At 69.2% G+C, this 17,221-nt stretch carries 20 protein-coding genes; 16 read left to right on the forward strand and 4 right to left on the reverse strand.

Features of this window, described 5'->3' with window-relative positions:
• The first annotated feature begins 621 nt into the window (after window positions 1-621).
• The 9 genes from ABD209_RS14700 (at window position 622) to ABD209_RS14740 (ending at window position 10,316) form a co-directional block, all read left to right on the forward strand.
• Window positions 622-1,026 (forward strand): helix-turn-helix domain-containing protein, encoded by a 405-nt coding sequence (locus tag ABD209_RS14700; protein ID WP_344067563.1) that lies wholly within the window; start codon window positions 622-624, stop codon window positions 1,024-1,026.
• 88 nt (window positions 1,027-1,114) lie between these two features.
• Window positions 1,115-3,706, forward strand: coding sequence for a toprim domain-containing protein (locus ABD209_RS14705; RefSeq protein ID WP_344067564.1), 2,592 nt, complete (start codon window positions 1,115-1,117; stop codon window positions 3,704-3,706).
• The gene (locus ABD209_RS14710; RefSeq protein WP_344067565.1) at window positions 3,703-5,559 is read left to right on the forward strand and encodes a DNA polymerase; all 1,857 of its coding nucleotides are present in this window, start codon (window positions 3,703-3,705) and stop codon (window positions 5,557-5,559) included. The genes ABD209_RS14705 and ABD209_RS14710 overlap by 4 nt, the downstream gene beginning before the upstream one ends.
• A complete protein-coding gene (locus ABD209_RS14715; protein ID WP_344067566.1) occupies window positions 5,556-5,843 on the forward strand; it encodes a hypothetical protein in 288 nt (95 codons plus the stop codon). The genes ABD209_RS14710 and ABD209_RS14715 overlap by 4 nt, the downstream gene beginning before the upstream one ends.
• 86 nt (window positions 5,844-5,929) lie before the next feature.
• The gene (locus ABD209_RS14720; RefSeq protein WP_344067567.1) at window positions 5,930-6,427 is read left to right on the forward strand and encodes a hypothetical protein; all 498 of its coding nucleotides are present in this window, start codon (window positions 5,930-5,932) and stop codon (window positions 6,425-6,427) included.
• 401 nt (window positions 6,428-6,828) lie between these two features.
• On the forward strand, window positions 6,829-7,272 hold the full coding sequence (locus tag ABD209_RS14725; RefSeq protein ID WP_344067568.1) for a hypothetical protein: 444 nt from the start codon (window positions 6,829-6,831) through the stop codon (window positions 7,270-7,272).
• Window positions 7,273-7,278: 6 nt separating this feature from the next.
• Window positions 7,279-9,408 (forward strand): hypothetical protein, encoded by a 2,130-nt coding sequence (locus ABD209_RS14730; protein WP_344067569.1) that lies wholly within the window; start codon window positions 7,279-7,281, stop codon window positions 9,406-9,408.
• Between the two features lie 9 nt (window positions 9,409-9,417).
• On the forward strand, window positions 9,418-9,678 hold the full coding sequence (locus ABD209_RS14735) for a hypothetical protein (RefSeq protein WP_344067570.1): 261 nt from the start codon (window positions 9,418-9,420) through the stop codon (window positions 9,676-9,678).
• Between the two features lie 29 nt (window positions 9,679-9,707).
• Complete coding sequence (locus ABD209_RS14740; RefSeq protein ID WP_344067571.1) at window positions 9,708-10,316, forward strand: hypothetical protein; 609 nt, start codon at window positions 9,708-9,710, stop codon at window positions 10,314-10,316.
• Between the two features lie 64 nt (window positions 10,317-10,380).
• Here ABD209_RS14740 and ABD209_RS14745 read toward each other — a convergent pair whose 3' ends face one another.
• Both ABD209_RS14745 and ABD209_RS14750 read right to left on the reverse strand, forming a co-directional pair.
• Entirely contained in the window at window positions 10,381-11,673 is a 1,293-nt protein-coding gene (locus ABD209_RS14745; protein ID WP_344067572.1) for a TraM recognition domain-containing protein, read from the reverse strand.
• Complete coding sequence (locus ABD209_RS14750; protein ID WP_344067573.1) at window positions 11,670-11,930, reverse strand: hypothetical protein; 261 nt, start codon at window positions 11,928-11,930, stop codon at window positions 11,670-11,672. Before ABD209_RS14750 ends, ABD209_RS14745 begins: the two co-directional genes overlap by 4 nt.
• Window positions 11,931-12,032: 102 nt before the next feature.
• Here ABD209_RS14750 and ABD209_RS14755 point away from each other — a divergent pair, with 102 nt between their 5' ends.
• The 6 genes from ABD209_RS14755 to ABD209_RS14780 all read left to right on the forward strand — a co-directional run bounded on the left by ABD209_RS14755 (window position 12,033) and on the right by ABD209_RS14780 (window position 15,284).
• Entirely contained in the window at window positions 12,033-12,221 is a 189-nt protein-coding gene (locus tag ABD209_RS14755; protein ID WP_344067574.1) for a hypothetical protein, read from the forward strand.
• Window positions 12,222-12,224: 3 nt separating this feature from the next.
• Window positions 12,225-13,085: a hypothetical protein gene (locus tag ABD209_RS14760; protein WP_344067575.1), complete on the forward strand. Its 861-nt coding sequence runs from the start codon at window positions 12,225-12,227 to the stop codon at window positions 13,083-13,085.
• Window positions 13,082-13,633, forward strand: coding sequence for a hypothetical protein (locus ABD209_RS14765; RefSeq protein ID WP_344067576.1), 552 nt, complete (start codon window positions 13,082-13,084; stop codon window positions 13,631-13,633). The genes ABD209_RS14760 and ABD209_RS14765 overlap by 4 nt, the downstream gene beginning before the upstream one ends.
• Window positions 13,630-14,265: a hypothetical protein gene (locus ABD209_RS14770; protein WP_344067577.1), complete on the forward strand. Its 636-nt coding sequence runs from the start codon at window positions 13,630-13,632 to the stop codon at window positions 14,263-14,265. Before ABD209_RS14765 ends, ABD209_RS14770 begins: the two co-directional genes overlap by 4 nt.
• Window positions 14,266-14,400: 135 nt before the next feature.
• Window positions 14,401-14,991, forward strand: coding sequence for a recombinase family protein (locus ABD209_RS14775; RefSeq protein ID WP_344067578.1), 591 nt, complete (start codon window positions 14,401-14,403; stop codon window positions 14,989-14,991).
• Window positions 14,988-15,284, forward strand: coding sequence for a hypothetical protein (locus ABD209_RS14780; RefSeq protein ID WP_344067579.1), 297 nt, complete (start codon window positions 14,988-14,990; stop codon window positions 15,282-15,284). Before ABD209_RS14775 ends, ABD209_RS14780 begins: the two co-directional genes overlap by 4 nt.
• A gap of 370 nt (window positions 15,285-15,654) precedes the next feature.
• Here the strand turns inward: ABD209_RS14780 and ABD209_RS14785 are convergent, their stop codons facing one another.
• Together ABD209_RS14785 and ABD209_RS14790 are read right to left on the reverse strand one after the other, a co-directional pair.
• Window positions 15,655-15,843, reverse strand: a complete 189-nt coding sequence (locus tag ABD209_RS14785; protein WP_344067580.1) for a hypothetical protein — start codon at window positions 15,841-15,843, stop codon at window positions 15,655-15,657.
• Between the two features lie 47 nt (window positions 15,844-15,890).
• A complete protein-coding gene (locus ABD209_RS14790; protein WP_344067581.1) occupies window positions 15,891-16,274 on the reverse strand; it encodes a hypothetical protein in 384 nt (127 codons plus the stop codon).
• Between the two features lie 594 nt (window positions 16,275-16,868).
• On the opposite strand from ABD209_RS14790, the gene ABD209_RS14795 reads away from it, so the two are divergent.
• Window positions 16,869-17,189 carry an ArsR/SmtB family transcription factor gene (locus ABD209_RS14795; protein WP_344067582.1) on the forward strand — a complete coding sequence of 107 codons (321 nt, stop codon included), beginning with the start codon at window positions 16,869-16,871 and terminating at the stop codon, window positions 17,187-17,189.
• Window positions 17,190-17,221 lie beyond the last annotated feature (32 nt).

Consider the following 17,221-nt stretch of genomic DNA (forward strand, 5'->3'; position numbering starts at 1 on the left):
TGGCCAGCACAGGGCAGATCCCACGGCCACCACCGGGCACTCCTCTTGACCGTCACCGGGCAGGTCCCACGACCGCCCCTGGGCAGATCTCAATGGCCCTTGACAGGCATCTCAGCGACGAGCGATGTGTGTGTGCTCCATGTCGATGATCTCTTGAGTTCGCACGCGCGCACGACACATTCCGCCGGGCGTCTCTCCCGTGTGCTCTCCGTGCTCTCCGTGCTCCGCTATTCGTTGGAAACTGAGGCGAAAGCACCGGAGAGCACACGGAGAGCACACGGAGAGCACACGGAGAGCACACGGAGAGCACACGGAGAGCACCGCCTGTTGTCCTACCCCCCTGCTCTCCGTGTGCCTGTCGGCCCCTGTCGCTCGCCCGCACGGTGCCCCAGTCTGTCCGCCTTGGGTCTCATCGCTAAATGGCGACTCGCATTGCGTGTTGATGTGCGCTGTGTCGATCTGTATAATGGTGCACGCGAGGAGCCTTCGGGCCGATTGCACTGGGTCGCATTCGCGGCGCAGTGGGACTGCCGTCCACACCTGACTCACCTAGGGCAGTCCCGAGTCGTATGCAGTCCCCGAATGCCGGGCGGACGGGACCTCTTGAGAGGTCCTGTTTTTATGTCCGCTTTTGTCAGGAGCGTCTGCTCGGTCGACGGTCAGGTGACCATCGACCTCGAGCGCGACGCTGATCTGCTCATCGAGCCCTCGGACGTCGCCACCCTCGGCTACGGCCACCCCCAGACTGTCCGTGCACACATCCGCTCCGGCCAGTTGCCGGCCGTGAAGGTCGGCGGCCGCTGGAAGGTCCGCGTGGGGGATCTGCCCCGGCCCGGTGCTGCTGCGTCGACCCCGGTGGCTCCGGCTGCGAGCGAGAGCCCGGCCGGTAGCGCCGACCTCGATGCTCTCGCCGAGGCCCTCGTCGCGACCTTTTCCCCGCTGACTCGCGAGCAGGTCGCCGAGCTCGGCCGCCTGCTCAGCTCGGCTGCGGCGACTGACGCCTCGCCCGCCCACTCCGCGGCCTGACCGCTCCCCTCCCCCGTACACACGTGGGGCCCGGGGAGTGGAGTCTCCGCCGGGCCCGACACGGACGATCTGTAGAGGAGATCGCCATATGTCTGACCCCATTTTGCCACATCGCGACGACGATCGCGAGGGCACCAGCACGGCAACGCACTACGCCAACGTCGCTCCGGAGCACGTCCAGGAGCTCGAGGCCAGTGCCATCCCCGCGGCCGTGGCCGCCGACCAGGGTGTGTACACGGCCAACAAGGTCGACGACCTTCCCGAGTGGGCCCTTCGGCACGTCGAGAAGCACGGTACCGGGACGCTTCCGGCGCTCGTCTACCCGATGGTGCACCCCGACGGCACCGCCACCGGCCAGGTCAAGTTCGTGCCCGGCAGCGTGACCAACGCAGACGGTCACGTTCAGAAGTACGTCTCGCCGCTCAAGGATCAGAACCCGCCCAAGCTGCCCGTCCTGCGGGTCGTCAATGATCCCGCTGTTGTCCTCATCGTCGAGGGTGTCAAGCAGGCCCTCGCTGCTCTCGCCTGGGCTCCGGACGACTGGTCGATCTACCGGATCACCGGGATCTGGTCCTGGCGCGTGACCGGCGACGACGGCGCACCCGGCACCCCGACCCCCTACCTTGCTGCGGTCCAGCGTCAGGACGTGGTGATCGTCCCTGACGCTGACGCGGCGACCAACGTGCGTGTCTTCGACGGTGCTGCGGCCCTCGGCAAGGCGTGCGAGGAGTACGGCGCAAAGTCCGTCCGGTTCGCGCGCCTTCCTGGCGGCGGCAAGGACGGCCTGGACGATGTCCTCGCGAGGCTGGCCGACGACGACGCCCGCCGTTCGATGCTCGCCTCCTGGGTGACTGGCGCGAAGGCCAAGCCGGCCGATCTCGACAAGCGTGAGCTCGACAAGATGCGTCGGCAGCTTCGGGACCGGGATGTGGCCCGGTCAGTCGCTGCTGTGGCTGCGCAGGCTGGCGACGACCGGGTGAGCATCAACGTCGACGAGGACCCCCGGCAGGTCTCCCTCGAGCTTGTCGATGCCCTCGTCGAGCGTCGCGGCGGCACGCGGCTCTTCAGCCGGGACGAGGGCATCGTTCGTCTGCGCCGGAAGAACGACCCGGGCACCGGCGGTTACCTGGTCGTCAAGCCGCTCGGCAACCGTGGCGGGCTCCACCGCGAGCTGCTCGACGTGGTTCAGCCGATCACGGTCGGGCAGCAGGGTGCGCGCCCCTGCGGCGTGTCATCCATGCTGCTCGACCTCGTCGACGACCACCCCGACCGGTTCCCCGTTCTCGTCGGCATCACTCGCTCCCCCATTGTCCGCGCCGACGGCTCGGTCAACACGACGTCCGGTTACGACCCCGCCACGGGCCTCTACCTCGATCTGACGAAGGACGTTCAGGACATCGACGTCCCCGAGCACCCCTCCGATGCAGACATCCAGTGGGCCGTCGTGCTGCTTCGGGACGACCTGTTCGCCATGGACGGGGTCGGTGGGTACGACGGGTGGGTCTTCCAGGACGTCGCTGACCAGACCCACGCGATCGCCGGCCTGCTTACGCCGATGATCCGGGTGAACATCCCGCTCGCTCCGATCCTTGTGTTCGACGGTCTGCAGCGAAGCGTCGGCAAGGGCGGTGCCGTGGACGTGATCCACAAGGTCGCTTTCGGCACGCCGGCACCCCTGCAGGCCGCACCCAAGGATGACGCCGAGATGGAGAAGCGGATCACCGCGAAGGTCGACGCCGGTGCGACGATCATGGTCCTGGATGAGGTACAGCCCCCGGATGGCCCGTCGCGGCTCGTTTCGGCCGCTCTGACGACCGCGACCACCTCGCAGGTCCACGAGGGGCGCAGGCTCGGTGTCTCTGAAATGGTCTGCCTTCGTAACGTGATGACCTTCTACGCCCTGGGCAACAACGTCCAACTGCCGGGCGATGTCGTGCGACGCGTCTACACGTGCCGGATGAGCTCCGATCGGGCTGACCTGGAGACGCGTGACAACTTCCGTCACGACCTCGACACCTGGGTCCCCGAGAACCGCGCTGCGCTGCTGCGTGCCGCTCTGATCCTGATCCGGGCCTGGTACGACCGCGGTCAGCCGCCGGCCCCGCGTGCGTTCGGCTTCAAGAGCTACACCGAGTGGCAGCGGGTCATCGGCGGCATCCTGCACCTGGCCGGCATCCGGGACTTCCTCTCGACCGTCCTGGACGTCCGTGAGACTGCCGACAGCGAGGCGGTCGACAACCGGGAGCATTGGGAGTGGGTTGCTGGCCTGTTCCCCGTCGGCACCCGCTTCGGTGCCTCCCAGGTCGTCGCCCATGCCAAGGCCGACCCGGACGCTCCGGCTCCGTACGGCTTGTCCTGGGGTGATGTCGACGCGAAGGTGCTCTCGACGTTCTACGGACAGCATCCGCGGTGGTACGGCGACCTGCGGATCCGTCACGACGGCAAGCTCCACGGCCGCGGCAAGGCCTATGTGATCGACCGGCTGCAGGCCGGTGTCACGGCCATCCCTGCCGCTCCTACCGCTCCCCCGGCTTCTCCCGGACCGCGCACGGGTGCCGGCGCTGCCCCCGGCGAGGTCATCGAGTTCACCGACCGTCACGGCTTCACCCAGCGGGCGGCGCGGACCATGCCGTCGATCGACGGCAAGACCATCGCCGAGCTCAGCGGTGATGCGTCGTGAGCACCCTCTACCTCGACCTCGAGACCGCCGACGCCGACCGCCTCTGGGACCACGGTCCCGGCTTCGTCCGGCTGGCCGGCTACGCCATCGGCACCGGGCCGGTCGTCACTACCACGGACATCGCCGCAGTGGTTCGGCTGATCGAGCAGGCCGACCACGTCGTGGGGCACAACATCCTCGGCTTCGACCTGCTCGCCCTGGAGCGGTACCACGGCCTCGACCTGGCCCGCCTCGTCCGCGAGGACCGAGTCGTCGACACCCTGCTCGTGGCGCGCCAGAACGACCCGCCGGTCTCGGGCAAGGCCGACTCCCGCCGCTACAACCTCGATGCGGTGTGTCGCCGCGTGCTCGGAGAGGGCAAGGTCGCCGACGACTCGGGGTCCCTGCTGAAGGCTCTGGCGCGACAGTGTCGCGGCTACGACCTCATCCCCGTCGACCACCCCGACTACGTGCGATACCTGGTCCAGGACGTGGATCTCGTCCGAGGCTTGGCCGAGCACCTCGTGGTCGACGACTACGTCCGACGCGAGCACCGGCTCATGTGGCGGCTGCACCACATCACCAAGGTCGGCTTCCGGGTCGACGTCGACCTCGTGCAGCGCTCGATCGACGAGCGGGAGGCACGCGTTGTCGCCTCCAAGCGCGCGCTCTCCCGGCGGTACGGACTGCCGACCGACGGGGCGAAGCCGCACACCACGACGGCTGGCAAGGCCGCGCTGGAGCGCGCCTTCACCGACCTGGGCATCGAGCCTCCACGCACTGCCAAGGGCGGCCTTGCGACCGGCAAGGAGGCACTGGCGGACCTCGAGGCGCAGCACCCGGACCACGCCGGCCTGATCGACCTCTGCCGCACCTTGCGGGCCCTCAACGGCGAGCGGTCGACCGCCCGGACGATCCACGACCACACGGGACCCGACGGCCGCGTGCATCCCACGGTGGCCGCTGTGCAGGCCACCGGCCGGATCAGCATCACCCACCCGGGACTGTCCGTGATGGGCAAGCGCGATCGGACCAACGTCGGTGAGCGCTGCATGCTCCTGCCCGATCCGGGACATGTGCTCATCACCGCGGACCTGGCCCAGATCGACGCCCGGGCGATGGCGGTCCACTGTCAGGATCCTGCCTACATCGCCGCCCTCGAGCCCGGGAAGGACATGCACGACGAGATGGCCGCCGCCATCTTCGGAGAGGCCGACTGGGACCGCACGAGCGGGCACCACCCGCGCCGTGGCGACGCCAAGGCCATCACGCACGCGACCAGCTACGGGATGGGCGCTACAGCGCTGGCCGGCCACGCCGGGATCAGCCTGGCCGACGCCGAGCGTCAGCTCGCCACGCTCGATCTGCGGTTCCCCAAGCTGGCCAGTTTCAAGGAGGCCATCCGCCATGAGGCCGCTGGTCAGGTCGTGCGCAGCGCCTTCGGCCGGTGGATGCGGGTGCGACCCGGCAAGGAGTACACGCAGGCCCCGGCGTTCGTCGGTCAGGGCACCGCTCGCGACTTGATGATGGAGGGCGTCCTGCGTCTGCCCGAGTGGCTGCTGCCGTGCCTGCGCGCGATCGTCCACGACGAGATCGTGCTCAGCGTCCCCGAGTGCCGTGCCGAAGAGGCCGAGGCGGCTGTCCTGCGCGCACTCCAGTTCGAGTACCGCATCACGCCCGATGCGCTGGCCGTGCCCGTGTTGGCCGAGGCCGGTGACCGCGGTCGCGACTGGGCCGACTGCTATCGCAGTGAAAAGCGTGCCTGGCCCGAGGTCGCCCGCGACCACCGCGACCAGCCTGAGTGCGAGGACGTCGACTGCACCTGGCACAAGACCACCAGCAACACCACCGAGAAGAAGGAGAACGCAGCATGAGGATGCCCACCTACGACGAGATGCTCCGTATGGCCTACGTGAGCGCCTACGACTACCTGCGTGAGCACCCGGAGTTCGACGGCCGGCCTCGACCCGGGCTGGACGCCATCGTCCGCCGCGGTGTCGACCCCAAGGACATCAAGCCGTGGCCCGGCGTCGCCGACGTTCGCACGATGTCGCGGGACCAGTGGGTCGCCGCCCGGCTCGCGGCCGTCGCCCGCGGCGACGAGGAGCCTCCCCTGCGCCGGCCGGGAGGTGCTGCCGCAGGATCCCTCACCCCCTGACCGAGACCGAGCGGGCGGAGCCCGCGAGCAGAGACAGACAAGACCGCCCGCGCCAGCGGGCGCACTACAAGATCGGAGATCACGACATGACCACCTACACCACCAAGAAGGCCGCGGCGCTGGCCCAGCGCCTCGCCGATCAGGAGGCCGAGAACCGGCGGCTGCTCGCCGCGATCCAGGCCGAGCAGGACGCCCACGACGCACGGCTGGCCAAGGCCCTGGCCGACGCCGGGCCGGCCCGCGTCGCCCTCGTCGAGGACCTTCTCGACAAGCTCGGCATCGACTCGGTGCCGCACGAGGCGCAGGTACACAAGCGCACCGGCGAGGTCGTCACCGACAAGTCCGGCAAGCCCCGGATGATCGACCCGGACCCGCACGAGGAGCAGCGCATGCAGCTGCTCGCCGAGGCGATCGACCGGCTCATCGAGGGCAGCGCCGACCAGGTTGAGGACAGCGGCGATCGCGACCTCGACGAGGTCATCGCGACGGTCCAGCTCGACGCCAGCGAGCAGGAGTCGGTGTCCGTCGAGGACGACGCCGGTGACGATTCGCAGGAGCCCGTGCAGTCCTGGTCCGCGGCCTGATGCCGTCGCCCGGCACGGGCACCGAGCAGCCCCGGTCAGCAGTCGCTGGCCGGGGCTGTCCCGTGTCTCCGGCGCTGCACAAGGCTGCGGTCGCGGCACCGTCCGTGCAGACGGCGGCCCCACGTCGCCGCACCGGCGGCGGCATCGTCGCGCACCACGGCCCGAGCGCGCAGCGCGAGGGGTCCTCTCCCCCAGGTCCACGGGGCGGAGCGAGCGAAGCGAGCGTGAGCCCCTGGCCGGCAACCCCCTGCCCGGAGGGCGCGCGCGTAGCGCGTTGATATCAGGGGGGATTGCTGGCTTCACCTCCTTTCGCTACCGGTACCCCTCCACGTGGTGTAGTATTGGCAGCATCAGAACTAGTCTCGATCTAGTGCCGTACTCGGCAAGGGGGTGCTCACAGCATGGCGCAGTACGCGGTCGCCGTCCTCGTGCGGATGACGCCGGAGCAGGCCGCTCGACTGGACGAAGTCCAGGCGATGGGGTCGCCGCTGTGCTCCCGCGCGGCTGCCGTGCGTCGCCTCATCGACTCCCTCGACGACGACGACCTCGCCCCCTCCGTGGCGGCCTCGTCCGCTCCCCCGGTGCCGGTCCTGCACCCGGATGTCGTCGCGGCACTGGAGTGCCGCACCGAGGCCTACAACGAGATTGGGAGGCAGGTGCGCGCGGCCGGTCACAACCTCAACACGATGACGCGCCTGAGCCATCAGATCGCAACCTACGGACGCGGCGACGCGATCCCTGCCGAGGCCGTCGCAGCAACCGGTCGCGTGCTGGTCGACGTGCACCGGCAGATGTTCGAGCTGGGTGCACGGGACCGTGCCGACGACATTCGCCTGGCCGGGTAGTCGCTCATGACGGCCGTGTCGAAGCACATCCCTACGACCTCCGCGTCGACCCTGATCCACTACCTGCGCGGGCCCGACGGACTCGAGTTGCGCAATCCGCGCGCGGTCTACGCCTGGGGCACGCACTGCACCTACGAGCGGGCAGAGTTCGAGTTCCGGGACCTGCGCATCGAGCAAGGTCGTGACCAGGAGGTGCGGCGTAACCCGAGCAAGTATCGGAAGCCGAAGGACCCGGCCGACGCCACCCACCTCAAGGTCGGGAAGAACTGGCGCGAGGCCAAGGCGAACGAGACCGCGACGCACCTGCGGATCCCGCCCGAGGTGGAGCTGGAGAAGCGGTACGAAGCGTTCCATTTCATCTACAGCTTCGACCTGGCCACGGTGAATCCGGACGACCCGCAGTCCGTGATGCGCGCTGGCGACGCCGTGCGCGCCTTCCGCGAGGGGTACTCGCCCGGCGTGCAGTCGCTCTTCGTGGGCCAGTCCGACGCCAAGGGTTCCAAGGCTGCCCAGGCACGCGGCGAGGGCGGCAAGTACCACGTGCATGAAGCCATGAACGCCATCGTTCACTCGCGCATGACGGTGGGCGGCCGGACCTTCGAGCCGGGCATGCGCGTCGGCGGCGCGATCACCCATGTCGACACCTACCGCGCAGCGTGGGACGAGTTCCTCGAGCGGCGTGGCCACGAGTTCGGACTGGAGCCGCAGGACCGCGACGTGCTGCCCGAGGTCAGGTCTGCGGAGTACAAGGCGGTGCGCCGTACCGACCACGACTTCTGGGTTCGGGAACGCGGTGGCATTTCCGACCAGGACCGCGCCCGGCGGGGCATCGAGACGGCACTGCAGTCGCTCTCGAGGGACCCGTCGAGGCTGGCCGGGCTCAGCGCCGGTCAGCGCATGGACGTTCTCGTCGACGAGGTCGCCGCCACCGGGGATCTGGAGATCAAGACGCGGTCCACGAAGAAGCTGGGCACCCGGGTCCGCTCGTTCGTGGTGCCGGGGCGGCAGCAGCCGATCGGCAGCACGAAGCTCGGCGAGCGGTACACCAACGCCGGCCTCGACGAGCAGCTCGACCTCGTGGCGCAGGGACGGTGGAAGCCGCACACGCGCGGGCGGGTGACCGCCCCGCCGAAGACGTTCGAGCCGCTGTCGCCACAGGAGGAGGCGGAGCTGTGGGCGGAGGTCCACGAGGCTGCGGCGCAGGAGCGGGCCGCACAGGCGGCCGAGAAGCAGGCGGCCGAGAAGCCGCAGTCGATCGCCGAGCTGTACGAGCAGCGTGTGCGCCCGACGCTCGACGACGGCGACGAGTACTTTGGGGGCGCTGCGGCAGCCTTCCTGGCCGACTACGAGCAGCGGGGTCGCGCTCTGCCGTCGATATCTCCGGCCGTCGAGCAGACCGAGGCGACGCGGCCGACGGTGCACGTCGACGACACCACGCATCAGCACGTCGAGCCGCACGCGGCCGAGACCGCTGCACGCACCGACGACGCCGTGGAGCAGCAAGCCGACACGCCCTCGCTCGAGCGTGAGCCGGATGTGCCCGAGGTCCAGGCAGGGTCGGCGACGGCACCGACGGCATCGCCGACGGTCGCCAAGCCCCAGCGCCGCCGGGAGCGTCAGGTCTCCGTCCTCAAGGGCGACGAGATGCGCGGCCGCGAGCTGGTCGCCGTCGTCGTGGGCGAGCAGGACGATCGCGTGTATCTCGACGCCCAGCTCGCGGCCCACGACCCGGCCGCCGCCGACAGGTCGGGACTGCACCTGTACACCGAGCGCAAGAGCACCACGAAGGACGGTCACCGGCAGACCGTGACCGCCGTGGCTGCCCCGTACTCCCGCGAGCAGGTGTCCACGCTGCGTGCCGCAGCCGGGGACAACCGCGTCGTCGTCGCCGGCCGCGAAGTGCTGGCGCTGCGCGGCAATGTCTCGCCGTCGAACGACGGACGCGGCTACGTCGTCGTCCCCCACTCCGTGGGTCCGACCGACCGCCCGATCGGCACCGATGTCATCGAGCGGCAGCACGCGTCGGAGGACCGGGCCCGCCAGCGGGAGAAGGAGCGGGGCAAGAGCCTGTCGGAGCAGTTCAGCCAGCAGACCCTTGAGGCCGCAGAACGCGACGACCACGACATGGATCGCTAGGAGAGGGTGATGACGATGACCGAGCAGAGCTACGAGCGGTGGCTGCTGACTGAGGCCGAGTGGCTCGAGCAGGAGGCGGCCCGCCTGGAGTCGCAGGCTGACGAGGACGAGGCGTATTCGTGCGGCTCCTACCTCATGGGCGGCACCGGGGCCAGCAGCCACCAGTACGACATGGACCGCGTCGAGCGCCTGCGCCAAGAGGCTCGTGACCACCGGGCCACGGCCCGGCGGTACCGCATCGACGCACGAGCACAGCGCCGGACGGCGTGACAACCAGACCCGAGAGAGAGGACGAGGACATGGCTACACAGCAGGGCACGAGGCAGATGGACCCGCAGCGGGCGGCCGAGATGAGGCGGCTGCTGGCCACCGAGGGCGAGCGGGCCGTGGCGCAGCGCTACGGCGAGCAGTCGCTGCGGACCGAGGAGTACCAGGAGGCCCAGCGTCAGCTGCAGCAGCGGCGCAGCCAGGAGCGCAAGACGGTGCTCGAGGGGCTCGAGCGTCAGGACCAGCTTGAGCGCCAGCGCCAGGAGCAGGTCCAGCGCGAGGACCAGGCTCGTCGCACCGAGCAGGTCCAGCGCCAGGACGCTCAGCGTCGCGAGCAGCAGCGTCAGGCCCAGATGCGTCCACAGCAGGAGCAGCAGCGTCGGCAGGAGCAGCAGCAGGTCGACTCGGACCATCAGCGCACCGCGCAGGAGCAGGGTCAGCCGCGCGACCAGCGGGCCGATGCAGGTCCGGACCGAGACGCGGGCCGCCACACGGACACCCGCACGACCGAGCGCCGGGTCGCCGGTCGGCGCGAGAATGACGAGCCGCAGCAGATGAGTCCCTCGGACCGCTTCACCGCCGCGGCCAACGCCGCGGAGGCGCGCGATCGCGAGCAGGAGCGCGAGGGTCGCGGCCGCTGACTCGGCATGCAAGAGGGTCCGGGCCACGCTGGCCCGGACCCTCTCTCGTGTGCAGCGCTGACGGTCACCAGCGCCAGATGCCGGGCAGCTCGACCATCTGCCCCTTCCTTCCGTACAGCAGCAGTCGGCCCTCCTCGGCGCTGGTTGGCAGCAGGCTGGTGGCCGTGGTCCGCTGTGCTCGCTCGGCGGTCATCGACCGCTGCTGCCTGGCATCGATGGACTCGCGCCACACGTCCGCCTCGCCGTCCCACCAGGCCGCGGCCTCGAGCATCTCGCGCTCGGGTGCCCCCTGCAGGATCAGCGCCGCGGGGAAGACCTCGCGCAGGACCTTCGCGCCGGTCTCTCCCCACCGCAGCTGCATCTGGTTGGTCGACTGCACCGCGATGACGCAGGCGACGCCCAGGCCGCGGGCCTCCGTCACATAGGTCGGCAGCTTGGGGATGGGGCATGTATTGACTGCCTCGTCGATCGAGAGCAGCACGCGAGGCAGGCCGCGCTCGATGCCGCGTCGCCAGTGCTTGATGATCATCTCCACGGCTCCGACGGCAGCGCCGGCCGCCACGCCATCCGCCGGGGCGATGATCGCCAGCGTCGGCTCGCGGCCACCCTCGCCCTCGAGCATGGTCGGGCTGAACGCCTTGGCTCCTGCCCCCCGGACGTTGGTCAGCAGCCACGGGGCGAGCCCGGCCTTCATCGTCGCCGTGATGTTGTCCCGCATCTTCGCCTCCGTCTCGACCACTGCGGCGAGGTTCTGTGCGTGGAAACTGGTCTGCTCGATGAGCTCGTAGCCGATCGCCCACGACGGGCTGATGTCCCCCTCATCGCTCTTCTTGTGCTTGCTCGCCGCGCGGACCGTCCAGTCGATGCCCTGCCCGGAGGCCTTGCCCGCCAGCAGCAGCGCCGCCAGCGGTTGTGCCGCGATCGTCTGCCAGAAGGCGTCGTCGGAACTGCCCCCGCCGTCGGAGGCACCGAGGCTGCCGACCTTCATCAGCAGCGCCGACATAGCCAGCGCGTCGTCATCGTTCTCGATCAGCGCCGTCGGGTCGCTGGTCACCCGGGTGTACTCGATGCCCTGGAGCCAGTCGAAGGACTCGTCGAGCTCACCGGCCAGGTCCATCACGTAGAGCGGACCCCGCTTGGCGATGTCCTTCTCGACGAGCCACTTCAGGTAGTCGGTCTTGCTCGAGACGATCACCCGGGGGCCACGCCACAGCACTGCCCCTGGAGCCAGCACCCGGGTGGTCTTCCCTTGGCCGGTGGGCCCCGATACGAGCAGGTGCGGGGCGGTGGCGACGGGCACCGCGCCGATCGCTCCGCCGTAGGGCGTCTGCTGGGCCTTGAAATCACTCTCGGTCATCCTCGCTCCTTCTTCTCGCTGCTGTCCCAGCGCACCCGTGCCGCGGCTCGTGCACCGGCCCTGATCCGCTTGCGCCCGGCGCGCTTCTCGTCGCGGATGCGGTCGGTGACTTCCGGGTCGTCGACGTGATCGAGTCCGTGCAGAAGGAGCACCCGGGCGAGCAGGCCGTGGCTCATGCCCGCCCGTTGCGCCTCCCCGTGCAGCACCTCCTGCTCTTCGGCCGACAGCGGCACGTACTGCTTCCGGCTCAGCTCCATCGCGATGTCTCCTCCTTGTTGATGCGTTGCCCTACTCGGGGTACTATTATGATACCAAGCATCACAACATGTTTTTAGTGCCCGATCGAGAGAGGGGTAGACATGGCGGGTTTCGTCATCAAGGCGGTCCTCGGCCTGGTCGTCGTCGGCGCGATCTGGTTCTTCGGCTTCGTCGCCGGCGGCGCGTTCGCCACCGGGATGGCCGAGGAGTCGGTGCTCCAGCACGTCGCCCGGTGCCTGCCGGCCGAGACGATTGACCAGCTGCGGCCCTGCCTGGCGCAGGGCGGGTGAGCGATGAGTGACATCGAGCGCTACGAGCGCGTCCGCGCCGATTGGCTGCTGGCCAACGAGGTCAGCTGGCACCTCTCGGACCGGCGCATGGCCAACGAGTTGCGCCGCGCGGCGGACAAGAAGGACCGGTCGGCCGCCGGTGCCGCCGAGTCGTCGCACCACGAGGGACGGATCAAGCCGATCTGGTCGCGCTTCGTCGCCTCCGGCGAGGACTCGAAAGAGACCGCCGCCCGGGCGCTCCTGCTGTGGGCCGGGGTCGTCCCGGCGCTGGCGCTGACCTTCGGCCCGGCGCTGGCGCTGTCCTACGGCACCTACCGCGCCACGACCGAGAAGGCGCTGCGGCGCGGCTCGGTGCCAAGGCGTCGGCCCTGGCTCGTCGCGGCCGCTGTGCTCGCGGTGGCAGGTATCGCTGCCGCCGCGCTCCTGCCCGACCTGGCCACCGTGGCCACGCTGCGGTACTACCCGGAGCAGACGGTCGCCGTCCACTGGGGCCGCGTCGGACTCATGTACCTCTGGTGGCAGACCTCCGTGGGCCTGGCCCTGGTCGCCTGGCAGGTCCGCCGCCACGGCTGGCCCGGTGTGACGGTCGCCGACCAGGCGCAGGTACCCACGGTGCCGAGCATCCCGCAGGTCCCGACGGTGCCCGCCGCCGCGCACGAGCCTTCCCCAGTCCCGGCGCTGCCGCCAGTGCCGGACACCCCCAGAGCCCCCGCCATCGAGGACGCACCCTTCGTCGTGGTCAGCGATGACGAGGACGACGAGCCGCCCTATGACGAGGACGCGCCCTTCGCACTGATCTACGGCGACGAGGACGTACCCGACACCGACACCACCCACCACATCCATCAAGGAGGAGCAGCATGAGCACCGACGCCGACAACGACAGCCGCGCCGCGGCCGACCCCGTGAGCCCGACCGTCCACGTACACAACGCGATTCGTCTCGACAGCGGCCGGGGCTGGAACGTACTGGTGACGTTCCTGCTCGTCGCCGGTCTGACCGCGATCGCCTACCAGCTGAGCCTCGGCCCGCTGGCCGACGTCGTCGCCACCGGCCTGGCGATGTTCACCACCACTCTCGTCACCTTCATGTTCCGCGCGGGCATCCTGCGGCTTCCCGAGACCCAGGGGCCCGACGACCTGGCGTTCACGAAGTCGACGGCCCGGCGCATCTACGACGAGCTGACCGCGGCGATCGTCAACAGCTCGATGCCGCGGCTCATCCTGTTCGCCGCCGTCCAGACCGCAGCCTTCCTCATCTTCCGGGCCGCGGTGGCCTTCGGACTCGGGCTGCTCTCGTCGATGTGGATGGCCATCGGTGTCGGCCTCATCGCCGGCGCGCTGGTCGTCGCCCAGGACCAGATCTGGTCCTGGGTCCGCGGGTCCATGGTCAAGAGGGGAAACGCGCGATGAAGGGCACGATGGTCACCGCGGTTGCTGCCCTCGTGGCGCTGGCGCTGACCGGCTGCGTGCGAGTCGACACCACGCCGCAGGACGGCACGGCTCCTCCGCGCACGTCCTCTACCGCAGTGCCGAGCGACAGCACCGGCTCCTCGACGTCGGGCAGCAGCACGCCCTCGTCGCCGGGTGCCAGCTCGACCTCGAAGCCGAGGCTGCCGGTGGTGGACCTGACGCCGGAGACGGGTCAGACCTACCTCGCCGCCTTCCCGGCCTCCGGGATGATGTCGCCGCCGAAGGTCCTTGGCCCATGGATCGAGCAGTGGCACCTCGATGGCACGAAGCTCACCTACCGCGAGATCATTTGCACGGGCACCGCCGTCCGCACGGCGACCGGCACCCTCGAGGACGGCCCGGACGGGAAGGTCGTGCGGTGGATCGACAACGGTGAGGGCGAAGCAGACGACCCGTGGATCGGCAACGCGGAGACCGAGACCACTTCCCTGAAGATCACTGACAGCGACGTGCGCGCACCCTTGCACGAGAAGGCGGTCAGCGACACCGACGGCCAGACCCGGGCCTTCGTGCGGCACTGCAAGGACGCCGGCGAGGAGGTCGCCGACTTCCTCGGGGTCGGATCGAAGTGATCGCGCGGCGTGAGGGGTGTCCAGCGGGGTCTCCCCTGCTGGACACGCACGGCACCCACGGGTGAGGCGTCCATCGAGGTCAGTGGACGTAGAGATGGACATGACTGCAGAGAGGGTTAAGACATGAATGGACACATGGGGCAGGTGGTCGGCTACGTGCGCGTCAGCGCCGTCGACCAGAACGAGGCGCGGCAGATCGCCGCGCTCGGGTCAGTCGACCGTCCCTTTTCGGATAAAGTCAGCGGGCGCACCACCGACCGCCCCCAGTTGCAGGAGTTGCTCGCCTACGTCCGCGACGGCGACGTCGTGCGGGTGAAGTCGCCTGACCGGCTCTCGCGCTCGACGCGGGACCTGCTGGAGCTGGTCGAGAAGCTGCAGGGCAAAGGCGCGCAGGTCGAGTTCGTCGACAATCCGTCGCTCAATACCGGCACGCCGCAGGGCGAGTTCCTGCTCACGGTGCTGGCCGCGTGCGCCCAGCTCGAGCTGGCCACTCTCCGTGAGCGGCAGGCCGAGGGCATCGCCATCGCCAAACAGAACGGCGTCTACGAGCGCACGCTGCGGCTCACCGGCGAGCAGATCGCGCAGGCGCGGAAGCGCATCGCCGCCGACGTCCCCAAGGCCGTCGTCGCCCGGGAGCTGGGGGTGAGCCGCCAGACCCTGTACACGGCGCTGGCAGGCGAGGGCAGTTACGCGGTGTCAGAGGGCGATGGGACGGTCGAGTCATGAGCGATTCACTTGAGGAGCAGCGGCTGTGGGCGGCGTCCCTCGCCAAGGTCGAGGCCCAGGACGCTGCCCGGGGAGACTGGGCAGACCCGCGCCAGGCGCAGATGCCCGACCCGCCGTGGCCCTCGCGGGACGACCCGACGCTGCGGGCGCTGCTGGACCAGGCTCGCCGGCAACTGGCGACCGAGGGCGTTGAGGCCGCCCTGATCCATCTGGCGACGCACTGCTGGTTCGAGGGAGGCATCGAGGCCTACGACCGGGGGCAGCAGGATGCCCGCCGGGGGCAGGGCCACTGAGCGGGCGACCAGTCAGTCGGTCAGCCCGAACCGAGCGAGCTCCTCGTCGTTGAGCTGCAGCTCGTAGATGTCTCAACATGCCCTCGGCCGGATTAGCGAGCGCGAGACACCCGGCGGCCCCGAGACCCACCGGTAACGCCCGACCCGCCGCCCATGTCTCGTCAGGGTGATGTCTCCGAGACGCCGTCGTAGACGCCTGGTTGCTCGTCGGGCGGGCCATGATGGCGCGGTGCGGACATGCCGCCAGCCCTCTTCGCCGCCCGGCCGCTGGACAGCGACCACGACATCGTGCCGCTCGTCGCGGTGTTCAACGCGCTGGGACACAGACGCTCGGCCCGACTTCGCCGGACCGAGCATCTGTGTTGTGTCGTCAGCCGTGAGCCAAAGGTCGCGGATGGCGACGATCACGCAGGTGGAGCAGTGCCTTCCCCGCGGCCGCAACCGCGGCCCATATCAGCAGGAGCCTGACCGTGTCCATGGTGCCAAGCGCTCCTGTGATCATCGCCGCGATCACGAAGCTCACGATGACAAAAAGCAGAGTCTGTAGAAGCTTGACCATCGATCCTCCTTTGTAGATGCCGGTTGCGAACTGTCGCTGGCTGCCAATCAGCCAGTCTTCCAACCTGAGTAGCTCGCCGTTCCGTTGCCGTACTGCGTGATGGAGACCGCCGGGTACAGGTCCTGCAAGCACCCGTACTTGAAGACGCAATACTCCATGTGTCCCTGCTGGTAGTCGTGCAGCGACCAATAACCAGCTGCACCGACGCTACTGGAGCTGACGCCTCGGTACGCCCAACCGTACTGCTGGTTGGTGACGTAGGTGTACTGGTTGTTGATTCGGGTCACTTTCGACCCGGACCAGCAGGTGTCCAGGTGACTGCGCCACTTGTACTCGACGCTGTAGTCAGGCCACCCGGTCTTGCGGGTCAGAGTTCCCTCCTGCCACCCACAACCGGGCCCGGCGGCCGCTGCTTGGACGGCGGTCGACACCTGGCGACTCGGACCACTCGCGGTCGAGACTTCGACCGAACCAGGCGAGAATGCCACCGCGAGGTCGTGGTGGTTGGCGAGGATTCGTTGGTCCGCTTGGGACGGAGTCGCTGTGCTCGTCCGGAGCCTCACGAGGGCTTGCAGCACCTCGGAGGGGATGGACGCGCGTGCAGCTGCCTGCGCATGCGTCGGCACGCTCCACCCCGCAAACGCCTGACTCGCTGTCATGACCGGCGGCGCGGCATGCGCCGCGTTCGGACTGACCAGCAGCGCGACACTCACCCCCGCCATCACACTGCCCCACTTACTGACCCTTCTCATCGTGGACCCCCTGCCCACTCAGGCCGATCCCCATGAATCGGCATGTCCGCATCAAAGCGCGACAGGATGCCCGAGCGCATCGCACTTGACGAAACCTTGACCATTGCGGGAGCAAAACTTGACTGAAGCCCGTTGTGCGCGGATTCCGTCAGCTTGAGCCGACCAGGACGGTTTAGGTGCCCTACCAAGCGCTTGGCGAACACTATTCCGGACCAACGGACCCGTTTGAAGGCGAGCCCCGTTGACCTCCTCCAGTGTTCAGAATGACCAGCCATGGAGATGCCCGATGCCCTCTTCGCCGCCCGGCCGCTGGACAGCGTCCACGACATCCTGCCCCTCGTCGCGGTGTTCAACGCGCTGGGACACCGGCACAGGCTGAGCATCTTGCGGGCACTGGTCCAGAGCGACATCCCGCTGTCGGTGCCCCAGCTGCGGGTGCGTGTGTCCGGACCGGCCACCGTCCTCGAGCACCTCAAGACACTCAGGTCTGCCGGCTTCGTGGAGATGGTCGGTCAGGGCCGGGCATCCAAGTGGCGCGTCGTGCCCGGGAGTCTCGACAAGGCGGCTGCGCTGATCGCCACCGACCCGCACTGACGGTGGGCTGACCCACTGGACTCTGGTGGCTC

It is taken from the genome of Nostocoides vanveenii (genome assembly GCF_039531165.1).
In the GTDB taxonomy this organism is placed as follows: domain Bacteria; phylum Actinomycetota; class Actinomycetes; order Actinomycetales; family Dermatophilaceae; genus Nostocoides_A; species Nostocoides_A vanveenii.

Bases quoted from the DNA above. Each gene is read 5' to 3' on its own strand.
- ABD209_RS14785 (WP_344067580.1), bottom strand. From the start codon at position 15,843: ATGGTCAAGCTTCTACAGACTCTGCTTTTTGTCATCGTGAGCTTCGTG.
- ABD209_RS14750 (WP_344067573.1), bottom strand. From the start codon at position 11,930: ATGGAGCTGAGCCGGAAGCAGTACGTGCCGCTGTCGGCCGAAGAGCAG.
- ABD209_RS14780 (WP_344067579.1), top strand. From the start codon at position 14,988: ATGAGCGATTCACTTGAGGAGCAGCGGCTGTGGGCGGCGTCCCTCGCC.
- ABD209_RS14745 (WP_344067572.1), bottom strand. From the start codon at position 11,673: ATGACCGAGAGTGATTTCAAGGCCCAGCAGACGCCCTACGGCGGAGCG.
- ABD209_RS14715 (WP_344067566.1), top strand. From the start codon at position 5,556: ATGAGGATGCCCACCTACGACGAGATGCTCCGTATGGCCTACGTGAGC.
- ABD209_RS14795 (WP_344067582.1), top strand. From the start codon at position 16,869: ATGGAGATGCCCGATGCCCTCTTCGCCGCCCGGCCGCTGGACAGCGTC.
- ABD209_RS14740 (WP_344067571.1), top strand. From the start codon at position 9,708: ATGGCTACACAGCAGGGCACGAGGCAGATGGACCCGCAGCGGGCGGCC.
- ABD209_RS14720 (WP_344067567.1), top strand. From the start codon at position 5,930: ATGACCACCTACACCACCAAGAAGGCCGCGGCGCTGGCCCAGCGCCTC.
- ABD209_RS14735 (WP_344067570.1), top strand. From the start codon at position 9,418: ATGACGATGACCGAGCAGAGCTACGAGCGGTGGCTGCTGACTGAGGCC.
- ABD209_RS14755 (WP_344067574.1), top strand. From the start codon at position 12,033: ATGGCGGGTTTCGTCATCAAGGCGGTCCTCGGCCTGGTCGTCGTCGGC.
- ABD209_RS14775 (WP_344067578.1), top strand. From the start codon at position 14,401: ATGGGGCAGGTGGTCGGCTACGTGCGCGTCAGCGCCGTCGACCAGAAC.
- ABD209_RS14770 (WP_344067577.1), top strand. From the start codon at position 13,630: ATGAAGGGCACGATGGTCACCGCGGTTGCTGCCCTCGTGGCGCTGGCG.
- ABD209_RS14765 (WP_344067576.1), top strand. From the start codon at position 13,082: ATGAGCACCGACGCCGACAACGACAGCCGCGCCGCGGCCGACCCCGTG.
- ABD209_RS14730 (WP_344067569.1), top strand. From the start codon at position 7,279: ATGACGGCCGTGTCGAAGCACATCCCTACGACCTCCGCGTCGACCCTG.
- ABD209_RS14725 (WP_344067568.1), top strand. From the start codon at position 6,829: ATGGCGCAGTACGCGGTCGCCGTCCTCGTGCGGATGACGCCGGAGCAG.
- ABD209_RS14760 (WP_344067575.1), top strand. From the start codon at position 12,225: ATGAGTGACATCGAGCGCTACGAGCGCGTCCGCGCCGATTGGCTGCTG.
- ABD209_RS14705 (WP_344067564.1), top strand. From the start codon at position 1,115: ATGTCTGACCCCATTTTGCCACATCGCGACGACGATCGCGAGGGCACC.
- ABD209_RS14700 (WP_344067563.1), top strand. From the start codon at position 622: ATGTCCGCTTTTGTCAGGAGCGTCTGCTCGGTCGACGGTCAGGTGACC.